The organism is Zarconia sp. (assembly GCF_057467645.1).
On the sequence record NZ_JBRJXU010000102.1, the window covers coordinates 24,771 to 43,333 of the forward strand.

The following is an 18,563-nucleotide window of genomic DNA, read 5'->3' on the forward strand; positions in this document are numbered from 1 at the left end:
CCCTATTCCGGCAGCGTCAACCGAGGCCGATCGCCAAAATTCGGTAACTGCACCGGATTTGCCGTCAACTTCGCTAGAATTTGCTCGATCGCCACATCTAATTGTCGATCGTTGCCGCGAACCCAGTCCTGGGGCGCCATTTCCACCTCAATATCCGGGTCGGTACCATAGTTTTCCACCCCCCAACCCACATCGGTAAACCAGAACGAAAACTCCGGCTGCGTCACCACCGTTCCATCCACCATCGGATGGCGCGGCCAAATGCCAATCACTCCCCCCCAGGTGCGCTTGCCAATTAGGGTTCCCAGCTTCATCAACTTAAAGCAATGGCTGAAAATATCCCCATCGGAACCCGCATATTCGTTCGTCACGGCGACCATCGGTCCCATCGGTGCGTCATCGGGGTACGATCGCGGTTTGCCCCACCGAGGAACGTCATATCCCAATCGCTGCCGCGCCAATTTTTCCAAAATCAACTGGGAGACGTGGCCGCCGCCATTGAAGCGCACGTCGACAATTAACCCTTCCTTGGACACCTCGGCAAAATAATAGCGGTGAAACTCCGCATACCCGTGAGGGCCCATATCTGGAACGTGGACGTATCCCACCCGTCCTCCGGTGGCATCGGCAACGTACTGGCGATTGCGTTCCACCCATTCCCGATATCGGAGGGGAGTTTCGCCGGTGAGGGTTTTCACCGTCACGGTGCGCTTTTCCTCAGCATCCGTTCCGGCGAAGGTGAGGGTGACTTCACAGTCCGATTGGTGGACGAGTAGCGCTTGCGGGGGTAGATTCGCCTCTAAAGGCTGTCCGCCTACCGCTAATAAACGATCGCCCGGTTGGATGTTCAACCCGATGCCGTTGAGGGGAGAATCCATGCCATCCTGCCAGGAATCCCCGCGAACGATGCGATCGATTCGGTAGGCATTCGCATCGCCATCGTAGGAAAAATCCGCCCCCAGGAAGCCCAGGTAGTAGTTCGGCGGCCAGCGGTAGTCGCCCCCCATTTCGTAGGCGTGAGAGGTTCCCAGTTCGCCGTGCATCTCCCAAATCAAGTCGGAAAATTCCGATCGCGTCGAAACCCGATCGAGCAACGGGAGATAGCGATTTTTCACCTTCTCCCAATCCACCCCGGACATATCTTCCGTCCAGAAATGTTCTTTCTGCAATCGCCAGATTTCCCCAAACATCTGCCGCCATTCCCGAGGGGGAATTACCGCCACTCGCACGCGGTACAAGTCCAGCCAACCGCTTTGACGACCGGATTTTTTCTCCCCGGAATCGGAACCGGCCCCTTTTAGAGAACGCACCCGCAACCGGTATCGCGAGCGATAAATCAGGGTTTCGTTATCGCGGGCAACTTTAAAACTACTGATATCTGAGGCGATCGTTTCCTGCTTTTGTTCGTCAAAATCGTACTGTTCGATCGTCACTTTCCCTGCCGAATCGGAGTTAGCCCCCAGGTGACTCAAGCTGCCTTGAATGGGAACGGAACTGAAGAGGACTTTGCCCGGGATTCCCCAAATTTGCCGGTAGCGCCCTTCTGGAACGGGAAACCCGACGATGCGATGTTCGATGCCATCGAAGTTAATCTCGATCGGTTTGGGTTCGTCGCCGTCTTTGGATTTTTTCTCCGGGGCTTCACTGTCACTAGATTGGGATGCTTCCGATTTCTCTTCCTCCGATGGGGATTCTTGGGATTTCTCTTCCTCGGACTTCTCTATTTCGTCTGCGTCTTTCTTCTTCTTGGCGAGGGGTTTGGGGGCGAGAACGAAGGGATTGGGGGTCTCTTTTTGCAAAGAAATCAGGAACGGACGCATTCCCCCCGGAAATCCCAAATCGAAGTAAATACTGTCGTAAACCGGGTTAAATTCGCGCCAAGAGAGGAAATAGATAAATTTGCCATCCGGGTCGAAAGAGGGACGAATATCGCGAAATCTGGGGGGCGTCAGAGCACGAACTTCCCCGGTTTCCACCCGGACGATTTTAATCGAGGAGGTTTGCTGGTTTTGGGCGCAACTGTAGGCGATCCAGCGTCCGTCGGGAGACCAACAGAAGCCGCCAAGGCGATCGTCGTCGCTGCGATCGAGAACTCGGCTCTCGCGGGTTTCCAAATCCACTAAAATCAGTTCGTGGCGGTGGTTGGAGAGGGCGACGCAATCGGCAGTGGGAGAGACTTCCAGTTCAAGAGTACGGCCGAGATCTAAGCCTTCGAGACGATCGGGGGGTGTCTCGCCATCGCTGTGGTGAATTTCCAGGGCTTCGATGCCGCCGCGATCGGTAATCGTGACGAAGCGATCGCCGCTTTTGAGCCAGCGGGTGAGGCGGTAACGGATTTCCTCGGGTTGACCGATTTGGATCGCCGCCCCTTCCCAGTTACTGAAATAGAAGCTTTGTCCTCGGGTGGTAATTAGGGTGGAATGGCCTTCGGGGTGGATGTCGTAGTCTTCGAGGAAGTCGTCGGCATCGACAAACTTGCGCTGGCGTTGCACTTGGGGCGATCGAAACTCGATCTCAATTTGCGAGTTCGTCCCGGATTCCCCATCGAAATAGAATAAATCGCCCCCCATTTGATAGACGATGCGGCGACCGTCGGTGGTGGCGTTGCGAACGTAATAGTCTCGGGAATGGGTGTGTTGTTGCAAATCTTCTCCGGCGGGGGTGCAGGAGTAGAGATTGCCGATGCCTTGGTAATCGCAGATGAAGTAAATCCGATCGCCCACCCACATCGGCGAGGCGAAATTCCCCGGTAAATCGATAAGCTTGCGAAACTCTCCCGTCCCGTCGGCATCGATCCAGATCGCCCCAGCCGTACCGCCCCGATACCGCTTCCACCGGGCGATATCCAGGGTATTGCGCCCGAGAACTACGCCGCCGTTTTCCCCAAAGGAGATATTATGGGCGAGTCCCACCGGCAAACGTTCGGGCAATCCCCCATCTCCAGAGACGGTGTAGATATTGAAGATGTCGCGAAAGGGTTGGGCAGCATTACTCGCGACCAGAATCGATTCCGAATCTCGACTCCAGCCAGCCACCATCGTCCTTGCCCCCAAATAGGTCAGCCGCCGGGCCGCCCCCCCAACCGCCGGCATCCAGTAGACTTCCATGTTGCCTTCTTCGTGGCCGACAAAAGCCAATTGCGTCCCGTCGGGAGAAAGGAACGGGCGAGACACCGCCCCTAAATTGGCACTGAGTCGGCGAGGGATGCCCCCTTCGAGGGGAACGCTCCATAAATCGTCCTCACAGACAAAAACGACTCGATCGCCACTAATGGTGGGTTCGCGATAGTAACCGAGTTGAGGGGAAATCGTAGTTGGCATGGAGATTTGCTGTTTGATAGCAGCCGTCAGTGCCGCAATAAAAAACCCGTCGGCAATGGGGGAAGTTGGAAAAAAGGGCGATCGCCGATCGTTTCCTCATCTGCTTTCTTCGTCCGCACCTCGTGGGCTGCAGCGACAGGTTTGACCCCAAATTGACCGAGTTGGCGTACACTAGCTTATCATTTCTCTTCTGGGAGAGCGGGGTGGGAGGTGACCTGGGTTGTTGTATTGCATTCTGGGTGGGGTTGCCAGGATGAATGGGATGGACTCGGGGATGCGGCAACTAACTCAATGTGCCCGAGATCGTTCCATCTCCATCCCGTGGCTTCGACTAACGGTGCAGTAGGTATGGAAGATGTTTCGGATTCACCTTCTGTTGGATTTGGGGTTAAATGGCTTTGGATTTCCCCCAAACGGGTATCCCGCCACACCGTTCGTCCGAGGAAGTTTTGGGTGGGGTCTTCGGGAAGTCCTCCGCTTCCAGTAAAAGTGAACCGACTGCGAGTGGCGATCTCGCAACTATTTTGAATTTGGGTATTGGGATTGAGGGTGTCGCCATCTAATGCCACCAACCCCGATGCCGGATTGACGATCGGGTTGTTAATGACAACCGTACCATCGAGACCGAACTGGGAACTCGCGGTAATCCCGCTATTGGGGGAGACAAACAAACCGCTCGTGGTAATATCGATGTTTCCTCCTGCTCCAGCAAAGGCATTGGCATTAATGCGGCTGTTTTCGAGGAGAGCGATGGTCTTGGCATCGATAGCAATGTTGCCGCCGTTCCCCGTACGACTTGCTTCTGTATCGATCTGACTGCTGTCGAGCAATTGTAAGCCTTCTACTCGTACGAAAATATTACCGCCCTGACCTGAGAACGTCGTCGCGGTAATACCACTTGCTCGTTTGAGGACAAGCTCTTGTGCATTGATGGTGATATTTCCGGCATCCCCCAGACCTTCGTTGCGAACGCTAATTTGTCCTTCTCCAGAAAGCACAATTAAGGGGGTATTAATTTCGATCGTACCAGAGCTTCCCGTGGGAATCGGGGAAAGTCCAAACACTTGCTGAGCACTGAAGTCGGGAGCCAGGGTGCTCGATCGAATTTGACTCGGAGTCACGGTTCCCGGTACGTTACTGACTGTCACGGATTCGGTGGCATTAATAACGATACTGCTCGCATTTCCAGCGGCAATACTTGAGGTGGAGACAACAGCACCATCTCGAATCGATAGGATGCGAGTGTTGAAAATGGTGGGTTGGGCATTACCAGCTCCTGTTGCGATCGAACCAATATTGCCTTGTGCGGCAGAAGAATTATTGGGGTTGTCAGCGATTTCGATGGTGTCAGCGTCGATCTCCACCAGGCCGGTGGAACCTTGCCCTGAAGTTAACGAAGCAATAGAACCATCATTAAGCGATAGATTTCGGGTGGAAACCCGCAGGTTTCCAGCGGGTGCTGAGGAGGCAGACTGGGTTCCAATTCGGCTCATGGCAAAGTTGTTCGTTGGCAGCAAGCGACGAATTTGTAAGCGATCGCTGGCTTCAACCAGAATATGACCTCCCGCACCTCCGGCAAAGCTGCCACTGAGAATCTGACCGCCTCGATCGAGAATAACTTGTGGAGTACTCACCAGAATATCGCTACCGGCACCCAAATTCAGCGTTTCGCTCACCAATCCGCTAGCGAGGTTGGGATCGTGAAGTTCTGGGTTGCTATTGTCTAGACTCAAGAATTCTGAGGCAAAAACTTCAATGTTGCCGGCTGGCTGAGTTCCCACATTTTGTATCCATAACAGCGAACTATCGTTGAAGCTCACTCGATTGCCACGAACTCGAATTGACCCGGCGAGAAAGCCACCAGCATTGACCAGAGACCTTTGAGACAGAGAAATTTGACCGAAGCGAGCGGTATCAGCGTAGTTTAAAGCGATCTGTTGGGAGGCCACTTCGAGACTGACGGTGGTATCGCTCGTGCTTCCCAACTCAATATTTCCCCCGGCTGCGGTTAACACACCCCCTAAAAGCTCGATATTGCCTCCCACGAATGCGAGAGTTCGATCGCCTCCCACCTCTAATCCGGAAACCGACTCGCTGATTGAGGTCGGGGTAAGTCCCGGAATGGCAGTGGTTGCTTGATGTCCGGCTCCTCGGACTTGAATGCGACCCGGATGAGTCCCCATTTGCAAGCCGATAGGTACGCTGACAGTCAACAAAGGTGCGGTAGAGGGGTTTGTTGCGCTAAATTCCATACCATCGGCAAATTCAATGCTGCGTGCCGTTGTCCCCAAAAATGAACCCCCAATCTCCAATCTGGCATTAGGTCCAAATTGGATGCCGTTGGGATTCATCACAAACAAGTTCGCCGTCCCATTAGCACGAATCAACCCATCGATATCGGAAAGATTCCCTCCAGTGACGCGGGTAATGATATTGTCGATACTCAGGGCATTGTTGAAAAAGGCTTCGCTTCCCGTAGAGATGGAAAAGTCTTGAAAGCTGTGAAACAGATTCATCCCCGCTTGGGTTCCCCCTTCAATGGTGAGGACGTTGCCATTGGGAAGAACCACTGAATTGTTGGGTAAGGTGGCATCGGGGGTAATCTGCCCATTGGCAGGAGTTGCGATTGACAAAGCACAAATGGCAGCAGATAGTAGCCAAGAAGAGGAGTTGGCGGTCTTCATGAAGACTCCGAAAGTTGAATTGAGTTGACTCCGGTTAGGGATTGGGAGGGCGATCGAGCCTCACACCCAAAATAAAGCTCGATCTTTCAATTGTCTGCCAAATCCCATTCATCGAACAGAAGACTCGAGACCATCGGATTCTTGAGAAAGCGAATCGCATTCTGGGTGAGGCTTCCAGGGGGATTGGGATGGGTTGCCCGATGCGACGATTAACTCAACTTGTCCGCGATCGTTTCTTTTCCATCCCGTGGCTTCTACCAATGGCGCAGTGGGTGCAGAAGATACTTCGGGTTCGGCTTCCGTGGGAGTGGGAGTGAGATGACTTTGGATTTCTCCCAAACGAGTATCCCGCCACACCGTTGGCGATTGTATGGGTTGAGCGGGGTCTTCTGGTAGTCCGCCACTCCCCATGAGAACGAAGCGATTCCCCACTGCTGCCGCGCAGCTATCGCTGACTTGGGTATCGGGATCGAGGGTGTCGCCATCCAATGCCACCAATCCCGAAGCCGGATCGACAATGGGGTTATTCACCGCGACCGTACCATCCAAACCAAACTGAGAACTGGCGGTAATCCGGCTATCGGGAGACACGAACAAACCGCTGGTGGTAATTTGGATATTGCCTCCGCTTCCTTCAAAGGCATTGGCAGTGATGGTGCTATTTTCGAGTAGGGCGATGGTATCGGAGTCGATCGAGATGCTGCCTCCGTTCCCCGTCCCCGCAGCCGTGGCAGAAATCAGGCTATCGCCACGCATCAGCAGGCGTTCTCCCACGTTCAAGTCCAGATTGCCTCCATTTCCCGAAGCCGTCGATGCTGCGATCGCGCCCTCATTCTCTAGAACCAGCGAGTTGGCATTAACCTGCACGTCTCCGGCTCGACCCGGACCGTCATTTTTGACAGAAACCAAAGCCCCATCCGTAATCTGTAACGACGGCGTGTTAATCGTGAGAGAACCGGCATCTCCACTGGGAATCGGTGGAAAACCAAATGCGACTTGCGTGGCCCGATCGATGCGTTCGGCAGTTGAGGTAATGCGACTGGGAGCGATCGACCCGGCGGCTCGACCTGTAACCTCTATCGATTCCGAAGCCTGAATCGTCACGCTCCCTGCCGAACCCGTAAAAACGGTATTAGAGCCGAGTAAAGCACCGTCTCGAACAACGAGTCTGGACGTATTGATGAAGATAAGACTGGCATTTCCAGAACCAATAACTCCCCCATTGAGAGTACTCGGTATTAAGGTAATCGGGTTGTTGCCCGCGATTTCGATCTGGTCTTGGGCATCGACGCGGAGTGTACCCACCTGTCCGGAACCTAAGCCGAGCGTGGTAATCGAACCAGAACTCCGGATGCCGATCGTGCCAGCGGAGACGGTCATATTACCACCGTTACCCGAGCTCGATGAGGTCGTCGCGATCGAAGACGTAATCGTCGGATTTCCGGGGGCAGCACCATCGATCTCGATCGCGCCATCAACCGTCACGCTCACATTTCCCCCACGGCCTTCCGTAAAGGTTGAACTCCAGATTCGTCCTCCATCTCGTAGGGAAAGTTGGGCGGCGGAGATCGTAATATCCCCCGTCTGACCCCTCCCCAAGTTTTCGATTTGGATCGGATTCCCCAAACTCCTATCCGGGTTATTGCCCGTCAGATTCAGCGACTCCGTTGCCCGGACGGTTATCCCCCCAGAGGGTTGGACGCCCAGGTTTTGGATTACGGCTGCCGAGCCTTCCGTGAAGTGAATATTCCTCCCTTGTACCTGGATCGATCCCTCGCTGCCGCTCGCGTCCAAGAGGGATTGTTGCGCCAGATGAATATCGTTGAATTGCTGCACTGCGGAGTAATCGCCCAACCAACCCAACTCTGTGGGGTCGATCGCCACTCGACCCTGACTGACACTCCCCACTTCTAAGTGTCCTCCTCCGGAGGCGGCAACAATGCCGCCGGAGAAGTTGACCTCATTGCCCAACAAGGCTAAGGTATTGCCTGCCCTCACTTGCAAACCGATGGGATTGTTGCTGCGATCGAGCGGGATAAAGGCACTACCCATGAGGCGATGGCCGTTTCCGCCCACGGTTATTGCACTGGAATTTGACCCAAACTGCAAACCGATGGGAACGCTAATGGTCAATAAGGCCGGTGTCGCGGGGTCTGTGGCGCTAAATTCCGTCCCATCGGCAAAGTGAATCCTTTCCGCCGTCGTTCCGAAAAACGACCCGCCAATATCGAGTCGGGCATTTTCTCCAAATACGATGCCGTTGGGATTGATTAGAAACAAATTCGCCGTACCATTGGCGCGAATCAACCCATCGATATCGGAAATGTTGCCTCCGGTGATGCGGGTGATGATGTTATCGATAGTCAGGGCATTGTTGAAAAAAGCTTCGTTTCCCGTGGGGATGGAAAAGTCTTGGAAACTGTGAAAGAGATTCATTCCCGCTTCCGTTCCCCCTTCAATGGTGATGACGTTGCCATTGGGAAGAACCACTGAGTTATTGGGCAGGGTTGTATCGGGAGTAATCTGTGATGAGGCGGGTGTGGCGATCGATCCAAACGTGAGAACGGCAGCAGATAGTAGCCAAGAGTGAGAGTTAGCTTGCTTCATGAATGCTCCTGATGTGAGTAAACGGGGTTAGGAATTAAGGGGGTTAGAGTTGAGCAACTTGAAAATCGATACTAGCCCACTGAAGTCAAGAGGAGGAGAAGAGCGCATTTCACACCCAAAAAAACAGGTGATATTTCAATTATCTTCCAAATTTATCCCTCGACGAGAGGACTCGAGACTCGCGGATTCTTGGGAAACGGAGTCGCATTCTGGGTGCGGTTGCCAGGATGAATGGGATGGATTGCCCGATGCCACGATTAACTCGATTTGACCGCGACTGTTCGTTCTCCATCCCGTGGCTTCGACTAACGGCACAGGAGGGGTAGCGGATTCTTCGAGTAATACTTCTGTGGGATTGGGGGTTAAATTGCTTTGGATTTCGTCCAAACGAGTATCTCGCCATACCGTTCGTCCCCGAAAGAAGTCGGTGGGGTTTTCCGGAAGTCCCCCACTCCCCGCGATAACGAAGCGATTCCCCACTGCGGCCGCACAACTGTTTCGCACTTGGGTATCGCGATCGAGGGTGTCCCCGTCCAATGCTACAAACCCAGAAGCGCGATCGTCGATCGGGTTGTTAACGGTGACGATCCCATCGACTCCAAATTGGGAACTGGCGGTAATGGAGCTATCGGGGGCAACGAACAGTCCTCGGGTCGTAATTTGGATATTGCCTCCGGCTCCTTCAAAGGCGTTGGCATTAATGCTGCTATTTTCCAAAAGGGCGATCGTCTCGGTTTCGAAGGTAATGTTGCCGCCGTTCCCGAAGCTGCCGGCTTCTGCGGAAACCATGCTCCCATCGCGCAGTTGTACATCGGCTACCATCAAGGAGATATTCCCCCCTTCCCCCGATTGAGTGGAGGCGGTGATGCCACTGCGACGATCGAGTTGGATGGAATCTGCTTCCAGCCTCACAGTTCCAGCATTACCAGTACCATCGTTTCTGACAGTTACAGCAGCGCCTTCCGCGATCCTCAACCGGGGAGTCCGAACGGTCACATTACCAGAATCTCCACTGGGGATAGCAGGTAACCCTAGAAACTGCTGTAAAGAGTCATCGACAATATTGGCACTGGAGATAATCAAACTGGGATTGACCGCACCAGGAACTGTACCGGTGACCTCGATCGAATCTGAGGCATTGACTGTGACACTACCCGCACTTCCAGATGCCAGAGTCCCAGAATCCACCCGAGCGCCGTCTCGAATCCTTAAACGATCCGTATTGACCGTTAGGCTACCGGCATTCCCCGCGCCCACCGTTGATGCGCTCAAGGCACTGGGGGTAAACCGATCGAAATTAAAACCGCTCAGATCGATAGAGCGAGCATCGATCTCGACCTTACCCCCCTGCCCGAGTCCAAAGGTGACTGCCGAGATATTGCCGCCGTCAACGGCCATTAAATGTTGGGTCGATACGGAAATGTTCCCGCCATTGCCACTCCCAGAGGTGGTGGAGTTAATCGTTTGACCTCGAATTATTAATTGCCCGCTGGAGATATTGATATTTCCAGCAGTTCCCGAACGGAAACCGATGGTTTCAATATTACTCTGATTGCTCGGATCGATGGGCGATACTTCGCTCAAAACTAAGGACTCAGGTGCGTGAATGGTGATATCTCCTCCTCGTCCGGGAGTATAGGTTTTCGTCGTGATGCCTGCCCCCTGAGCAGCCCGAACTTGGGGAGCGGAAACGAAAATATTGGCGGTATTCCCCGCACCCACGGTTTCAGTTAAAATCAAGCTGCCTATATCGCCCGTGGCATTCGTTCCGACGATCTCGATCGATTCAGAGGCGATGACACTGAGGGTTCCGCCAGATGCCAATCCTTGGTTCTGAATCACGAATCTCGAACCATCGCGCAGGGTAATATTGTTTCCTTGGACTTGAATCGAACCACTCCCCTCACCACTGGCATCGACCAAGGAGAGGGAACGTAAGTCAATGGGGCCAAAGTTATTCACCTCTTGATAGCTCAAACTCCAACCTGTGGTGGTGGTATTAAGACCGACGATCCCTTCGCGGGGACTCCCCAATTCAACTCGTCCGGAATTAGCAGTCACGATCGCGCCATCTAAAGTGATATCACCACCGACTAAGGCTAGAGTATTTTCGGGATTGACTCGCAAGCCATCGAGACTGGTAACGATAAAGGGAGATTCTGTTGCAATCGTATAGCCTGTGCCTTGTAGGGCGATCGCTCCGGGAGCAACCCCCATTTGTAACCCGATGGGAACGTTAACCTTCAGTAAGGAGGGTGTGTTCGCTTCTACAGCCGAGTAAAAACTCCCATCTTCAAACAGCAAACTCTCGGCCGTACTCCCGAGAAACGAACCACCAATCTCTAAACTGGCATTGGGTCCAAATTGGATGCCGTTAGGATTAATCAGAAATAGGTTCGCCGTCCCATTGGCACGAAGGGTGCCATTGATGTCGGAAAGATTGCCTCCAGTGACGCGGGTGATAATGTTGTCGATGGTGAGGGCGTTGTTGAAGAAGGCTTCGCTCCCCGTGGGGATGGAAAATTCCTCGAAGCTGTGAAAAAGATTCATTCCCGCTTCCGTTCCCCCTTCAATGGTGAGGATGTTGCCGTTGGGCAGAACTACTGAATTATTCGGCAGAGTCTCATCGGGCGTAATCTGCGCGCTTATGGGTGTGGCGATCGATCCCAATGCACTAACGGCAGCAGAGATTAGCCAAAAGGGAGAGTTGGCCCAGTTCATGAATACTCCTAAGTGGAATTGAGTTAACGGGGTTAGGGATTTGGAGCGTTTGGGAAAGCGAACTGAGTACGGGATCTTCTCGCGCCGGAGTCAAGGAGAAGTCGCGATCGCCTTTACACCCAAACGAGTATCCCGCCAGGGAGATCGAGTCTCACACCCAAAAAAACTCGATATTTCAATTGTCTGCCAAATCCAACTCATCGTGAATGAAACCGATGGATAATACACGCAATTGAGGTTGAGGTGACTTGGATCGTAGATCGCGTCTTGTGCTGAGGATATACTGAATATCAGTGGAGATGTAACGGAGATTCAACTCTCAACCCGACTTAATTTCTCCACTATTCTGTTGGCTGTGTTGGCATTATGTTTGCATAGCAATGATGCGATCGCTTAAACCCAGAATCCTGAAGATACTCGCATCTTATTGGCACGAGTGTCTACAGTTTCTTGGGTCATATATTGTTGCTTCAGTTTTGACATGTTGGCTAATTTAACATGTCAGCTAAATGAAAAAGCGATCGCAGTACCGGATGCAAGTCAGAAGGAGTCGACTCCAGGTAAGCGTTCATACGCCCCCACCGATCGACAAAAAACTAGGGGTTTAACTCTTTAGTCAGGGTGAGAGTCAATAATTACGATTCCAGAGTCTCAGCGATCTCATTTCTCTCATACTGCTCGCTATCCACTCCTTATTGAAAACTTCGTCAATAAATATGAAGCGACGTCATTTCTTCTGGTATTCTCTGCTATTTTTATCGAGCTGTGCCACGACACAAATCCAAAGCGAAGGCACCTCCTCAGGTTTAGCAAATAATTGGCCAACAAAGTTGAGTTTGGCGATAACTGATGTCCAAGGAATCGAAAATTTACAACGCGATTTTGGAGAGTTTCGAGAAGTCTTAGAGAAAGTCTTAGAAACAAAGATTGAGTTTTTTCCAGTCGAAAATCATATCGCGGCTGCCCCAGCTTTGCTTTCCAATCAGATCGATTTAGCACTAGCCGGACCATCGGAATATGTCATTCTCCAAGCCAGAGCTAAGGTCATTCCTATTATCGCTCTGGAGCGACCCAGCTACTATACCGTAATCCGCGTCCGGGCTGACAGTGGAATTGAATCTCTAGCACAGTTGAAAGGTAAAACCATTGGGATGCGAACGGAAGGTGCAACCGCCTCTCATCTGGGTTCCACAAAACTTCTAATCGATGCTGGATTAGATCCTAAATCGGACTTTAAAACGCTCATGGTTCAAGATCGTGGTTTGCAAGCCTTAAAAAATGGAGAGATTGATGCTTGGGGAGATTCTAAGTCCCGCCATCAAAAGTTTTTCAAGGAGACCGGCTGGTCTGAACGTGAGTTTCCCATCGTTGCCCAAGGCTCTCCTTTACCGAATGATGTATTTGTGGCGAAGTTCAATCTCGAACCGGCGATTTTGGATGAAATTCGATCGCGAATGTTGCAAAACAAAGATGAGTTAGTCGCGGCGATTTTGGCTTCACCCTCTAATTTTAAATACCAAGAATCTGAATTCCTAGGTGCTAAAGATTCAGATTATGACATGATTCGCCAAGTTTATAAAGCGATCGGACAAGATAAAGCCATTCAATAAAATTTTTGAATTCAGCATTAGCTAAGATTTCTGTAATGTAATATGTAATAAGATTTTGACTATAGCTACTCTGTATTAAAATTTTTTGTATAACTATTTATATATAATTAATCGAGCTAAAGTTGAAGTAATTGCATTTTTTTAAATTTAAAATAACTCTAAAAAGGGTAAATCAACAAAAATAAAGAAGGTATATTTTTCGTGAAACCCCAACGACTTTTTTCAAAATGGGGAATAGACTTAAAAATTGGCAGTATCTCCCAAAAGATAGGCTACGGCTATTCTTTAGCAATTGGTGTGGCTGTCTTGGGAACAAGCATTGGACTAATCATTGGCGATCGCTACCAAGATAAAGCTCAAAAACAACTAAATTTTGCCGAGACTCAGAAACATATTTTACATCAATTAGATAATTCTATCTTAAAACTTCGCTCTCATCCTCAACAGCTATTTTCTGTAATCGATGATTCGATCTGGTTTCAGTATAAAGTTAGCAAATTCAAGATTGACTTAAATCAGATTGAAGAAATTTTATTAAAGCTAAAACATTTTGAATATAAACACAAAAAAAATTTAGATATTGATATTCTAGAAATTAATGAATTAGTGACGAACTATAATCAGATACTCGATCGATATGCTCTGTTTATTGAATCAATCTGGCAAAACATTGAGCCTCTACAATTAACACCCGATCGAATACCAAAAGCACAGCAACAGATTCTAGTCGCGATCGCTGGAGACGAGGCAATTGAAATTCGGGATCGGTTCGAGAAACTCTCAGAAGACTTAACTCGCACGATTCAGACTGCCGAACAACAACAAGCGCAAGCTAACCAACAACTGAGTCAAGCTCATGCGCTACGGCAGCAGATAATTCTGACGAGTATGGTTTTTTCTGTAACAATCGCCACGCTGTTAGCAATTTGGACGAGTCGAGCGATCGCAAATCCGATCGTCACAGTCACCAACGTGGCTCGGGAAGTCACTCAAGAATCTAACTTTAACCTGCAAGCACAGGTGACCACTCATGACGAAGTTGGCGTGTTAGCAACTTCCCTGAACCAGCTCATTCAATGGACAGGGAAGTATACTTGCGAACTAGAAGATGCTCGGCAACTATTAGAGCAGCGGGTCGAAGAACGAACTCAAGAACTACAAGCGACACTCCAAGACCTTAAACAAACCCAAACACAACTCATTCAAACTGAAAAAATGTCGGGTTTGGGTCAGATGGTAGCTGGTGTTGCCCATGAAATTAATAATCCCGTGAACTTTATTTATGGCAACCTAAGTCATTTAAATGAATACACTCAAGACATATTAGAATTATTAAATTTATATCAAAAAGAGTATCCAATAAAAACACATGAGATAGAAGAATTGACGGCGGACATCGATCTCGAATTCCTCCAAGAAGATTTAGTCAAAGTACTCTCGTCTATGAAATTTGGAACAGACCGAATCAAGGCGATTGTCTTGTCCTTGAGGAATTTTTCTCGATTAGATGAAGCTGAAATGAAAAAATCAGATCTCCATGAAGGATTGGATAATACTCTCGTAATTCTCAATCATCGTCTTAAGCTCGGTATTAAAATCATTAAAGAATATGGAAGTCTTCCCTTAGTAGACTGTTATCCCGCTCAGCTCAATCAAGTTTTTATGAATATTCTGAGCAATGCCATTGATGCTCTACTCGAAAGAACGAATGCAACCCACCAGATTATCATTCAAACGAAGACGATCGCATCTCACCAAGTTCAGGTCAAAATTAGAGACAATGGAATTGGCATCCCGCCGGACATTCAACGTAAGTTATTCGACCCTTTTTTTACAACCAAGCCCGTGGGCAAAGGAACGGGCTTGGGTTTATCCATTAGTTATCAGATTATCGTTGAAAAACATAAAGGAAAGATAGACGTTTCCTCAGAACTTGGACGAGGAACCGAATTTACGATCGAGATTCCCATTGAGCAAACCCACTAATATTAAGTGCGGATAATTCATTACAATTAAGCGACTCTTCCTCTCACGCCAAAATTCTATCCCTTGTGCGATCTCAAGTGCGGATAATTCGTTATAGTTAAGCCCGATCTTCTGAAACTTCTGGAAATTCTCTCCCCCAGCGATTGCCTGCTCACCTCACGAGGAATTATAAGTGTTTAACCGAACTTGATATAACTTAGAAGACTGACTGCCCGATGGGATTCTGTGTCGATTACAATCGCCCGTTGTGAGGGGACGAATCACATTCTAGATGAGGTTGCCAGGGAGATTGGGATAGGTTGCCCGATGCGACGATTAACTCAATTTGACCGCGACTATTTGTTCTCCATCCCGTGGCTTCCACTAAGGGGGTCGGGGGTGTAGTCGATGCCTCGGGTGTGGTTTGTGCAGGATTGGGAGTCAGGTTGCTTTGGATTTCCCCCAAACGAGTATCCCGCCACACCGTTCGTCCGAGGAAGTTTTGGGTGGGGTCTTCGGGAAGTCCGCCACTGCCAGTGATAGCAAACCGACTACGGACCGCAATCTCGCAGCTATCTTGAATCTGGGTGTTGGGATTGAGAGTATCTCCATCCAATGCAACCAGTCCCGAAGCCGGATCGATGATGGGGTTGTTAATACTGACGCTTCCATCTACACCCAGCTCAGAACTGGCAGTAATCCGGCTATTGGGGGTAACGAAAAGCCCGAGGGTGGTAATTTGGATGTTGCCTCCGGCCCCTTCAAAAGCATTCGCTGTAATGCTGCTATTTTCGAGCAGAGCGATCGTGTCAGTGTCGAGAGTCACGTTACCCCCACTTCCGGTTCCTCCAGCTTCCGTGGAGATGAAGCTACCGTTGCCCAATTGCAAATCGGGGACTTGTAACTCGATGTTGCCCCCCTCGCCCGATTGAGTCGAAGCATTAATTTGTCCCCCGTTGCGAGCGTTCAAGGTTTGGGTTTCTAAGACGATATCGCCTCCTCCCCCATCCCTAGCAAAAGCCGTCAAACTACCTCGATCTTCGAGGAGGACGGAATCGGCCTGAATCTCTAAGCTACCGGCATTTCCACTGGTTCCATCATTGCGCACCGAAACCGTTGCACCATTGAGGACGCGCAAAGCGGGAGTATTAATGCGCAAATTTCCCGACTCTCCCGTAGGGACTGGGGGTAATCCAAAAGCTTGACGGATGGTCGGATCGGTCAGCTCGCTCGATGCAGAGATTTGGCTGGGAAGCATGACAGTATCTGTGGGAAATTGACCGTTAACTTCGACAAATTCCGAGGCATTAATGGCGATATCCCCAGCTGCACCGCTGGCGAGAGTTGAGGAGGAAATCCCAGCACCATTGGCGATCGTTACTCTTGCTGTATCGATGGTTAAACGTCCGGCATCACCCGAACCAATGGCAAATACACCGAGATTTGATGCGGTGAATGTCAATGGATTGAGTCCGAGTAATTCCACAGACTCCGTTGCCCGAATCGTCACATCTCCTCCGGCCCCCATTCCAACACTCACGGATGAAATACCACTTCCATCTGAAAAACGCAGTTGCCCGGTCGAAATCGATACATTTCCAGCATCACCAGTCATCCCAACGGTTGCTGTAGCGATAAAGCTACTGAAGGTCGGATTACCCGGAGCAAAACCACTCAGCTCGATCCGCTCTCGAGCGATAACATCGATGTTACCTCCAGCAGCGGAACTAAACGTCCTCGCTCCGACGACTGCACCATCGCCGAGGGTTAACTGTTGAGTGTCAATGGCAATATTTGCACTGTTGCCATTACCCAAGGTCTCACTGCGGATGTCACTAATCGCAACTCCTCCGAGGCTGCTTCCCGCGATCTCCAGTGCCTCAGTGGCATTCACTTGAATCCTACCGCCGCTGAGGGTCCCCAGATTTTGAATTAAAAGCGTCGAAGCATCGAGCAGTTCGACTCGCGAGCCTTGCAGTCGAATCCGACCGCTACCGGTGCCACTGGCATCGACGAGCGATCGCTCCTTCAGCTCGATATTGCCAAAATTCGTAATCCCTTCATACCCGAAGTGCCAACCGCTGGCTGTGGGGTTGAGATTCACTCCGACGTTGCGATTGCCTCCAACGGCTCCTAGTTCGATCCGACCGCTTGGGGCAGTTAATACACCACGATCGAGAAAAATATTTCCCCCCACCAAACCAAGCGTTTGTCCCGAAGCCACTTCCAGTCCTCGAGTGCTGTTAGTGCGATCGAAGGGAATCGTACGGTCTTGAGGATACGTTTGGTTGTGTCCGTTGCCCCTGACGGTAATATCTCCTGGAGTGCTCCCCATTTGCAACCCCACTGGAACGTTCATGGTTAATAATGGCGTTGCATTGGCTGGGTTGGCCCTAAACTCAATGCCATCATTAAAAATAATGCTCTGGGCAGTCGTGGCAAACAACGACCCGCCAATCTCTAAAGATGCATTTTCGCCAAATATAATTCCCGAGGGATTCATCAAGAATAAATTAGCCGCACCATTGGCACGAAGAGTTCCATCGATTTCAGAAATGTTTCCCCCGGTCACGCGGCTAAAAATGCTAGTGATATTGGTGGCATTATTAAAAAAGGCTTCACCTCCCGTGGGAATTGAGAAGTCTTGAAAGCTGTGGAAGAGGTTTGTGCCAGCTTCAGTCCCCCCCTCGATTGTTAAGACATTACCGTTGGGAAGGACAATTGAATTGTTCGGCAGGGTTGCATCGGGGGTAATCTGTGCCCAGGCGGGTGCGGCGATCGATCCCAAAGCCACAACGGCAGCAGATACTAACCAAGAACGAGGGTTGGCGGGGTTCATGAATGCTCCTGAGTGAAATTGAGTTAACGGGGTGTGGAATCGGGTGGGTGGCGGCTGGCGAACAGATGATGTTCTCGCATCGGAGTTAAGGGGAAGTCGCGATCGCCCTTACCCCCACATAGAAACTCGATATTTCAATTATCTTCCCCATTCAACTCATCCTTCCCAAGACTCGAGACGAGCGGATTCTTGGAAGACCCGATCGCATTCTGGATGAGGTTGCCAGGGAGATCGATCTGGGTTGCTCGATGCCACGATTAACTCGATTTGACCGCGACTATTCCTTCTCCATGCCGTGGCTTCCACTAACGGTGCAGTGGCCCTAATATCCAGTCGTGCGTTCGGTCCGAATTCGATACCGTTGGGGTTAATCAGAAATAGGTTAGCGGTTCCGTTTGCACGAATCAACCCATCGATGTCGGAGAGATTATCTCCAGTGACGCGGGTGATGATGTTTTCGAGACTCAGAGCATTGTTGAAAAAAGCTTCGCTTCCCGTGGGAATGGAAAAGTCTTGAAAGCTGTGGAAGAGGTTTGTGCCAGCTTCAGTCCCCCCCTCGATTGTGAAGACGTTACCGTTGAGAAGGACAATTGAATTGTTCGGCAAAGTTGCATCGGGGGTAATCTGCGTCCAGGCGGGTGGGGCGATCGAGCCAAATGCAAACGTGGCAGCAGAAATTAGCCAAGGGGGAGATTTGGCTGGGTTCATGAATATTCCTGAGTTGAATTGAGTGGACTCCGGTTAGGAACGATCGGGGCGATCTTCTCGCATTGGAATCACAGGGACGGTGCATCGCCCTTACACCCAACAAACAGCT

At 50.6% G+C, this 18,563-nt stretch carries 8 protein-coding genes and 1 pseudogene; 3 read left to right on the forward strand and 6 right to left on the reverse strand.

Annotated elements, in window-relative coordinates:
* Positions 1 to 2 precede the first annotated feature (2 nt).
* Positions 3 to 3,320, reverse strand: a complete 3,318-nt coding sequence (locus AC2215_RS15240) for a S41 family peptidase (protein ID WP_486810870.1) — start codon at positions 3,318 to 3,320, stop codon at positions 3 to 5.
* A 6-nt stretch (positions 3,321 to 3,326) separates the two neighbouring features.
* On the opposite strand from AC2215_RS15240, the gene AC2215_RS15245 reads away from it, so the two are divergent.
* Entirely contained in the window at positions 3,327 to 3,476 is a 150-nt protein-coding gene (locus tag AC2215_RS15245; RefSeq protein ID WP_486810871.1) for a hypothetical protein, read from the forward strand.
* Between the two features lie 23 nt (positions 3,477 to 3,499).
* Here the strand turns inward: AC2215_RS15245 and AC2215_RS15250 are convergent, their stop codons facing one another.
* The 3 genes from AC2215_RS15250 to AC2215_RS15260 all read right to left on the reverse strand — a co-directional run bounded on the left by AC2215_RS15250 (position 3,500) and on the right by AC2215_RS15260 (position 11,332).
* The gene (locus tag AC2215_RS15250) at positions 3,500 to 6,004 is read right to left on the reverse strand and encodes a two-partner secretion domain-containing protein (protein WP_486810872.1); all 2,505 of its coding nucleotides are present in this window, start codon (positions 6,002 to 6,004) and stop codon (positions 3,500 to 3,502) included.
* A gap of 108 nt (positions 6,005 to 6,112) precedes the next feature.
* Entirely contained in the window at positions 6,113 to 8,611 is a 2,499-nt protein-coding gene (locus AC2215_RS15255) for a two-partner secretion domain-containing protein (RefSeq protein WP_486810873.1), read from the reverse strand.
* A gap of 135 nt (positions 8,612 to 8,746) precedes the next feature.
* Positions 8,747 to 11,332 carry a two-partner secretion domain-containing protein gene (locus AC2215_RS15260; RefSeq protein ID WP_486810874.1) on the reverse strand — a complete coding sequence of 862 codons (2,586 nt, stop codon included), beginning with the start codon at positions 11,330 to 11,332 and terminating at the stop codon, positions 8,747 to 8,749.
* A 716-nt stretch (positions 11,333 to 12,048) separates the two neighbouring features.
* Here AC2215_RS15260 and AC2215_RS15265 point away from each other — a divergent pair.
* Together AC2215_RS15265 and AC2215_RS15270 are read left to right on the forward strand one after the other, a co-directional pair.
* Complete coding sequence (locus AC2215_RS15265; protein ID WP_486810875.1) at positions 12,049 to 12,942, forward strand: PhnD/SsuA/transferrin family substrate-binding protein; 894 nt, start codon at positions 12,049 to 12,051, stop codon at positions 12,940 to 12,942.
* Positions 12,943 to 13,143: 201 nt separating this feature from the next.
* Positions 13,144 to 14,928 (forward strand): sensor histidine kinase, encoded by a 1,785-nt coding sequence (locus tag AC2215_RS15270; RefSeq protein ID WP_486810876.1) that lies wholly within the window; start codon positions 13,144 to 13,146, stop codon positions 14,926 to 14,928.
* Between the two features lie 232 nt (positions 14,929 to 15,160).
* Here AC2215_RS15270 and AC2215_RS15275 read toward each other — a convergent pair whose 3' ends face one another.
* A complete protein-coding gene (locus tag AC2215_RS15275; RefSeq protein ID WP_486810877.1) occupies positions 15,161 to 17,746 on the reverse strand; it encodes a two-partner secretion domain-containing protein in 2,586 nt (861 codons plus the stop codon).
* Between the two features lie 324 nt (positions 17,747 to 18,070).
* Positions 18,071 to 18,454: pseudogene (locus tag AC2215_RS15280) on the reverse strand (two-partner secretion domain-containing protein); the annotation flags it as partial.
* Positions 18,455 to 18,563 lie beyond the last annotated feature (109 nt).

Coding starts and splice junctions, on each gene's coding strand:
- AC2215_RS15250 (WP_486810872.1), bottom strand. CDS start 6,004: ATGAAGACCGCCAACTCCTCTTCTTGGCTACTATCTGCTGCCATTTGT.
- AC2215_RS15275 (WP_486810877.1), bottom strand. CDS start 17,746: ATGAACCCCGCCAACCCTCGTTCTTGGTTAGTATCTGCTGCCGTTGTG.
- AC2215_RS15265 (WP_486810875.1), top strand. CDS start 12,049: ATGAAGCGACGTCATTTCTTCTGGTATTCTCTGCTATTTTTATCGAGC.
- AC2215_RS15255 (WP_486810873.1), bottom strand. CDS start 8,611: ATGAAGCAAGCTAACTCTCACTCTTGGCTACTATCTGCTGCCGTTCTC.
- AC2215_RS15260 (WP_486810874.1), bottom strand. CDS start 11,332: ATGAACTGGGCCAACTCTCCCTTTTGGCTAATCTCTGCTGCCGTTAGT.
- AC2215_RS15240 (WP_486810870.1), bottom strand. CDS start 3,320: ATGCCAACTACGATTTCCCCTCAACTCGGTTACTATCGCGAACCCACC.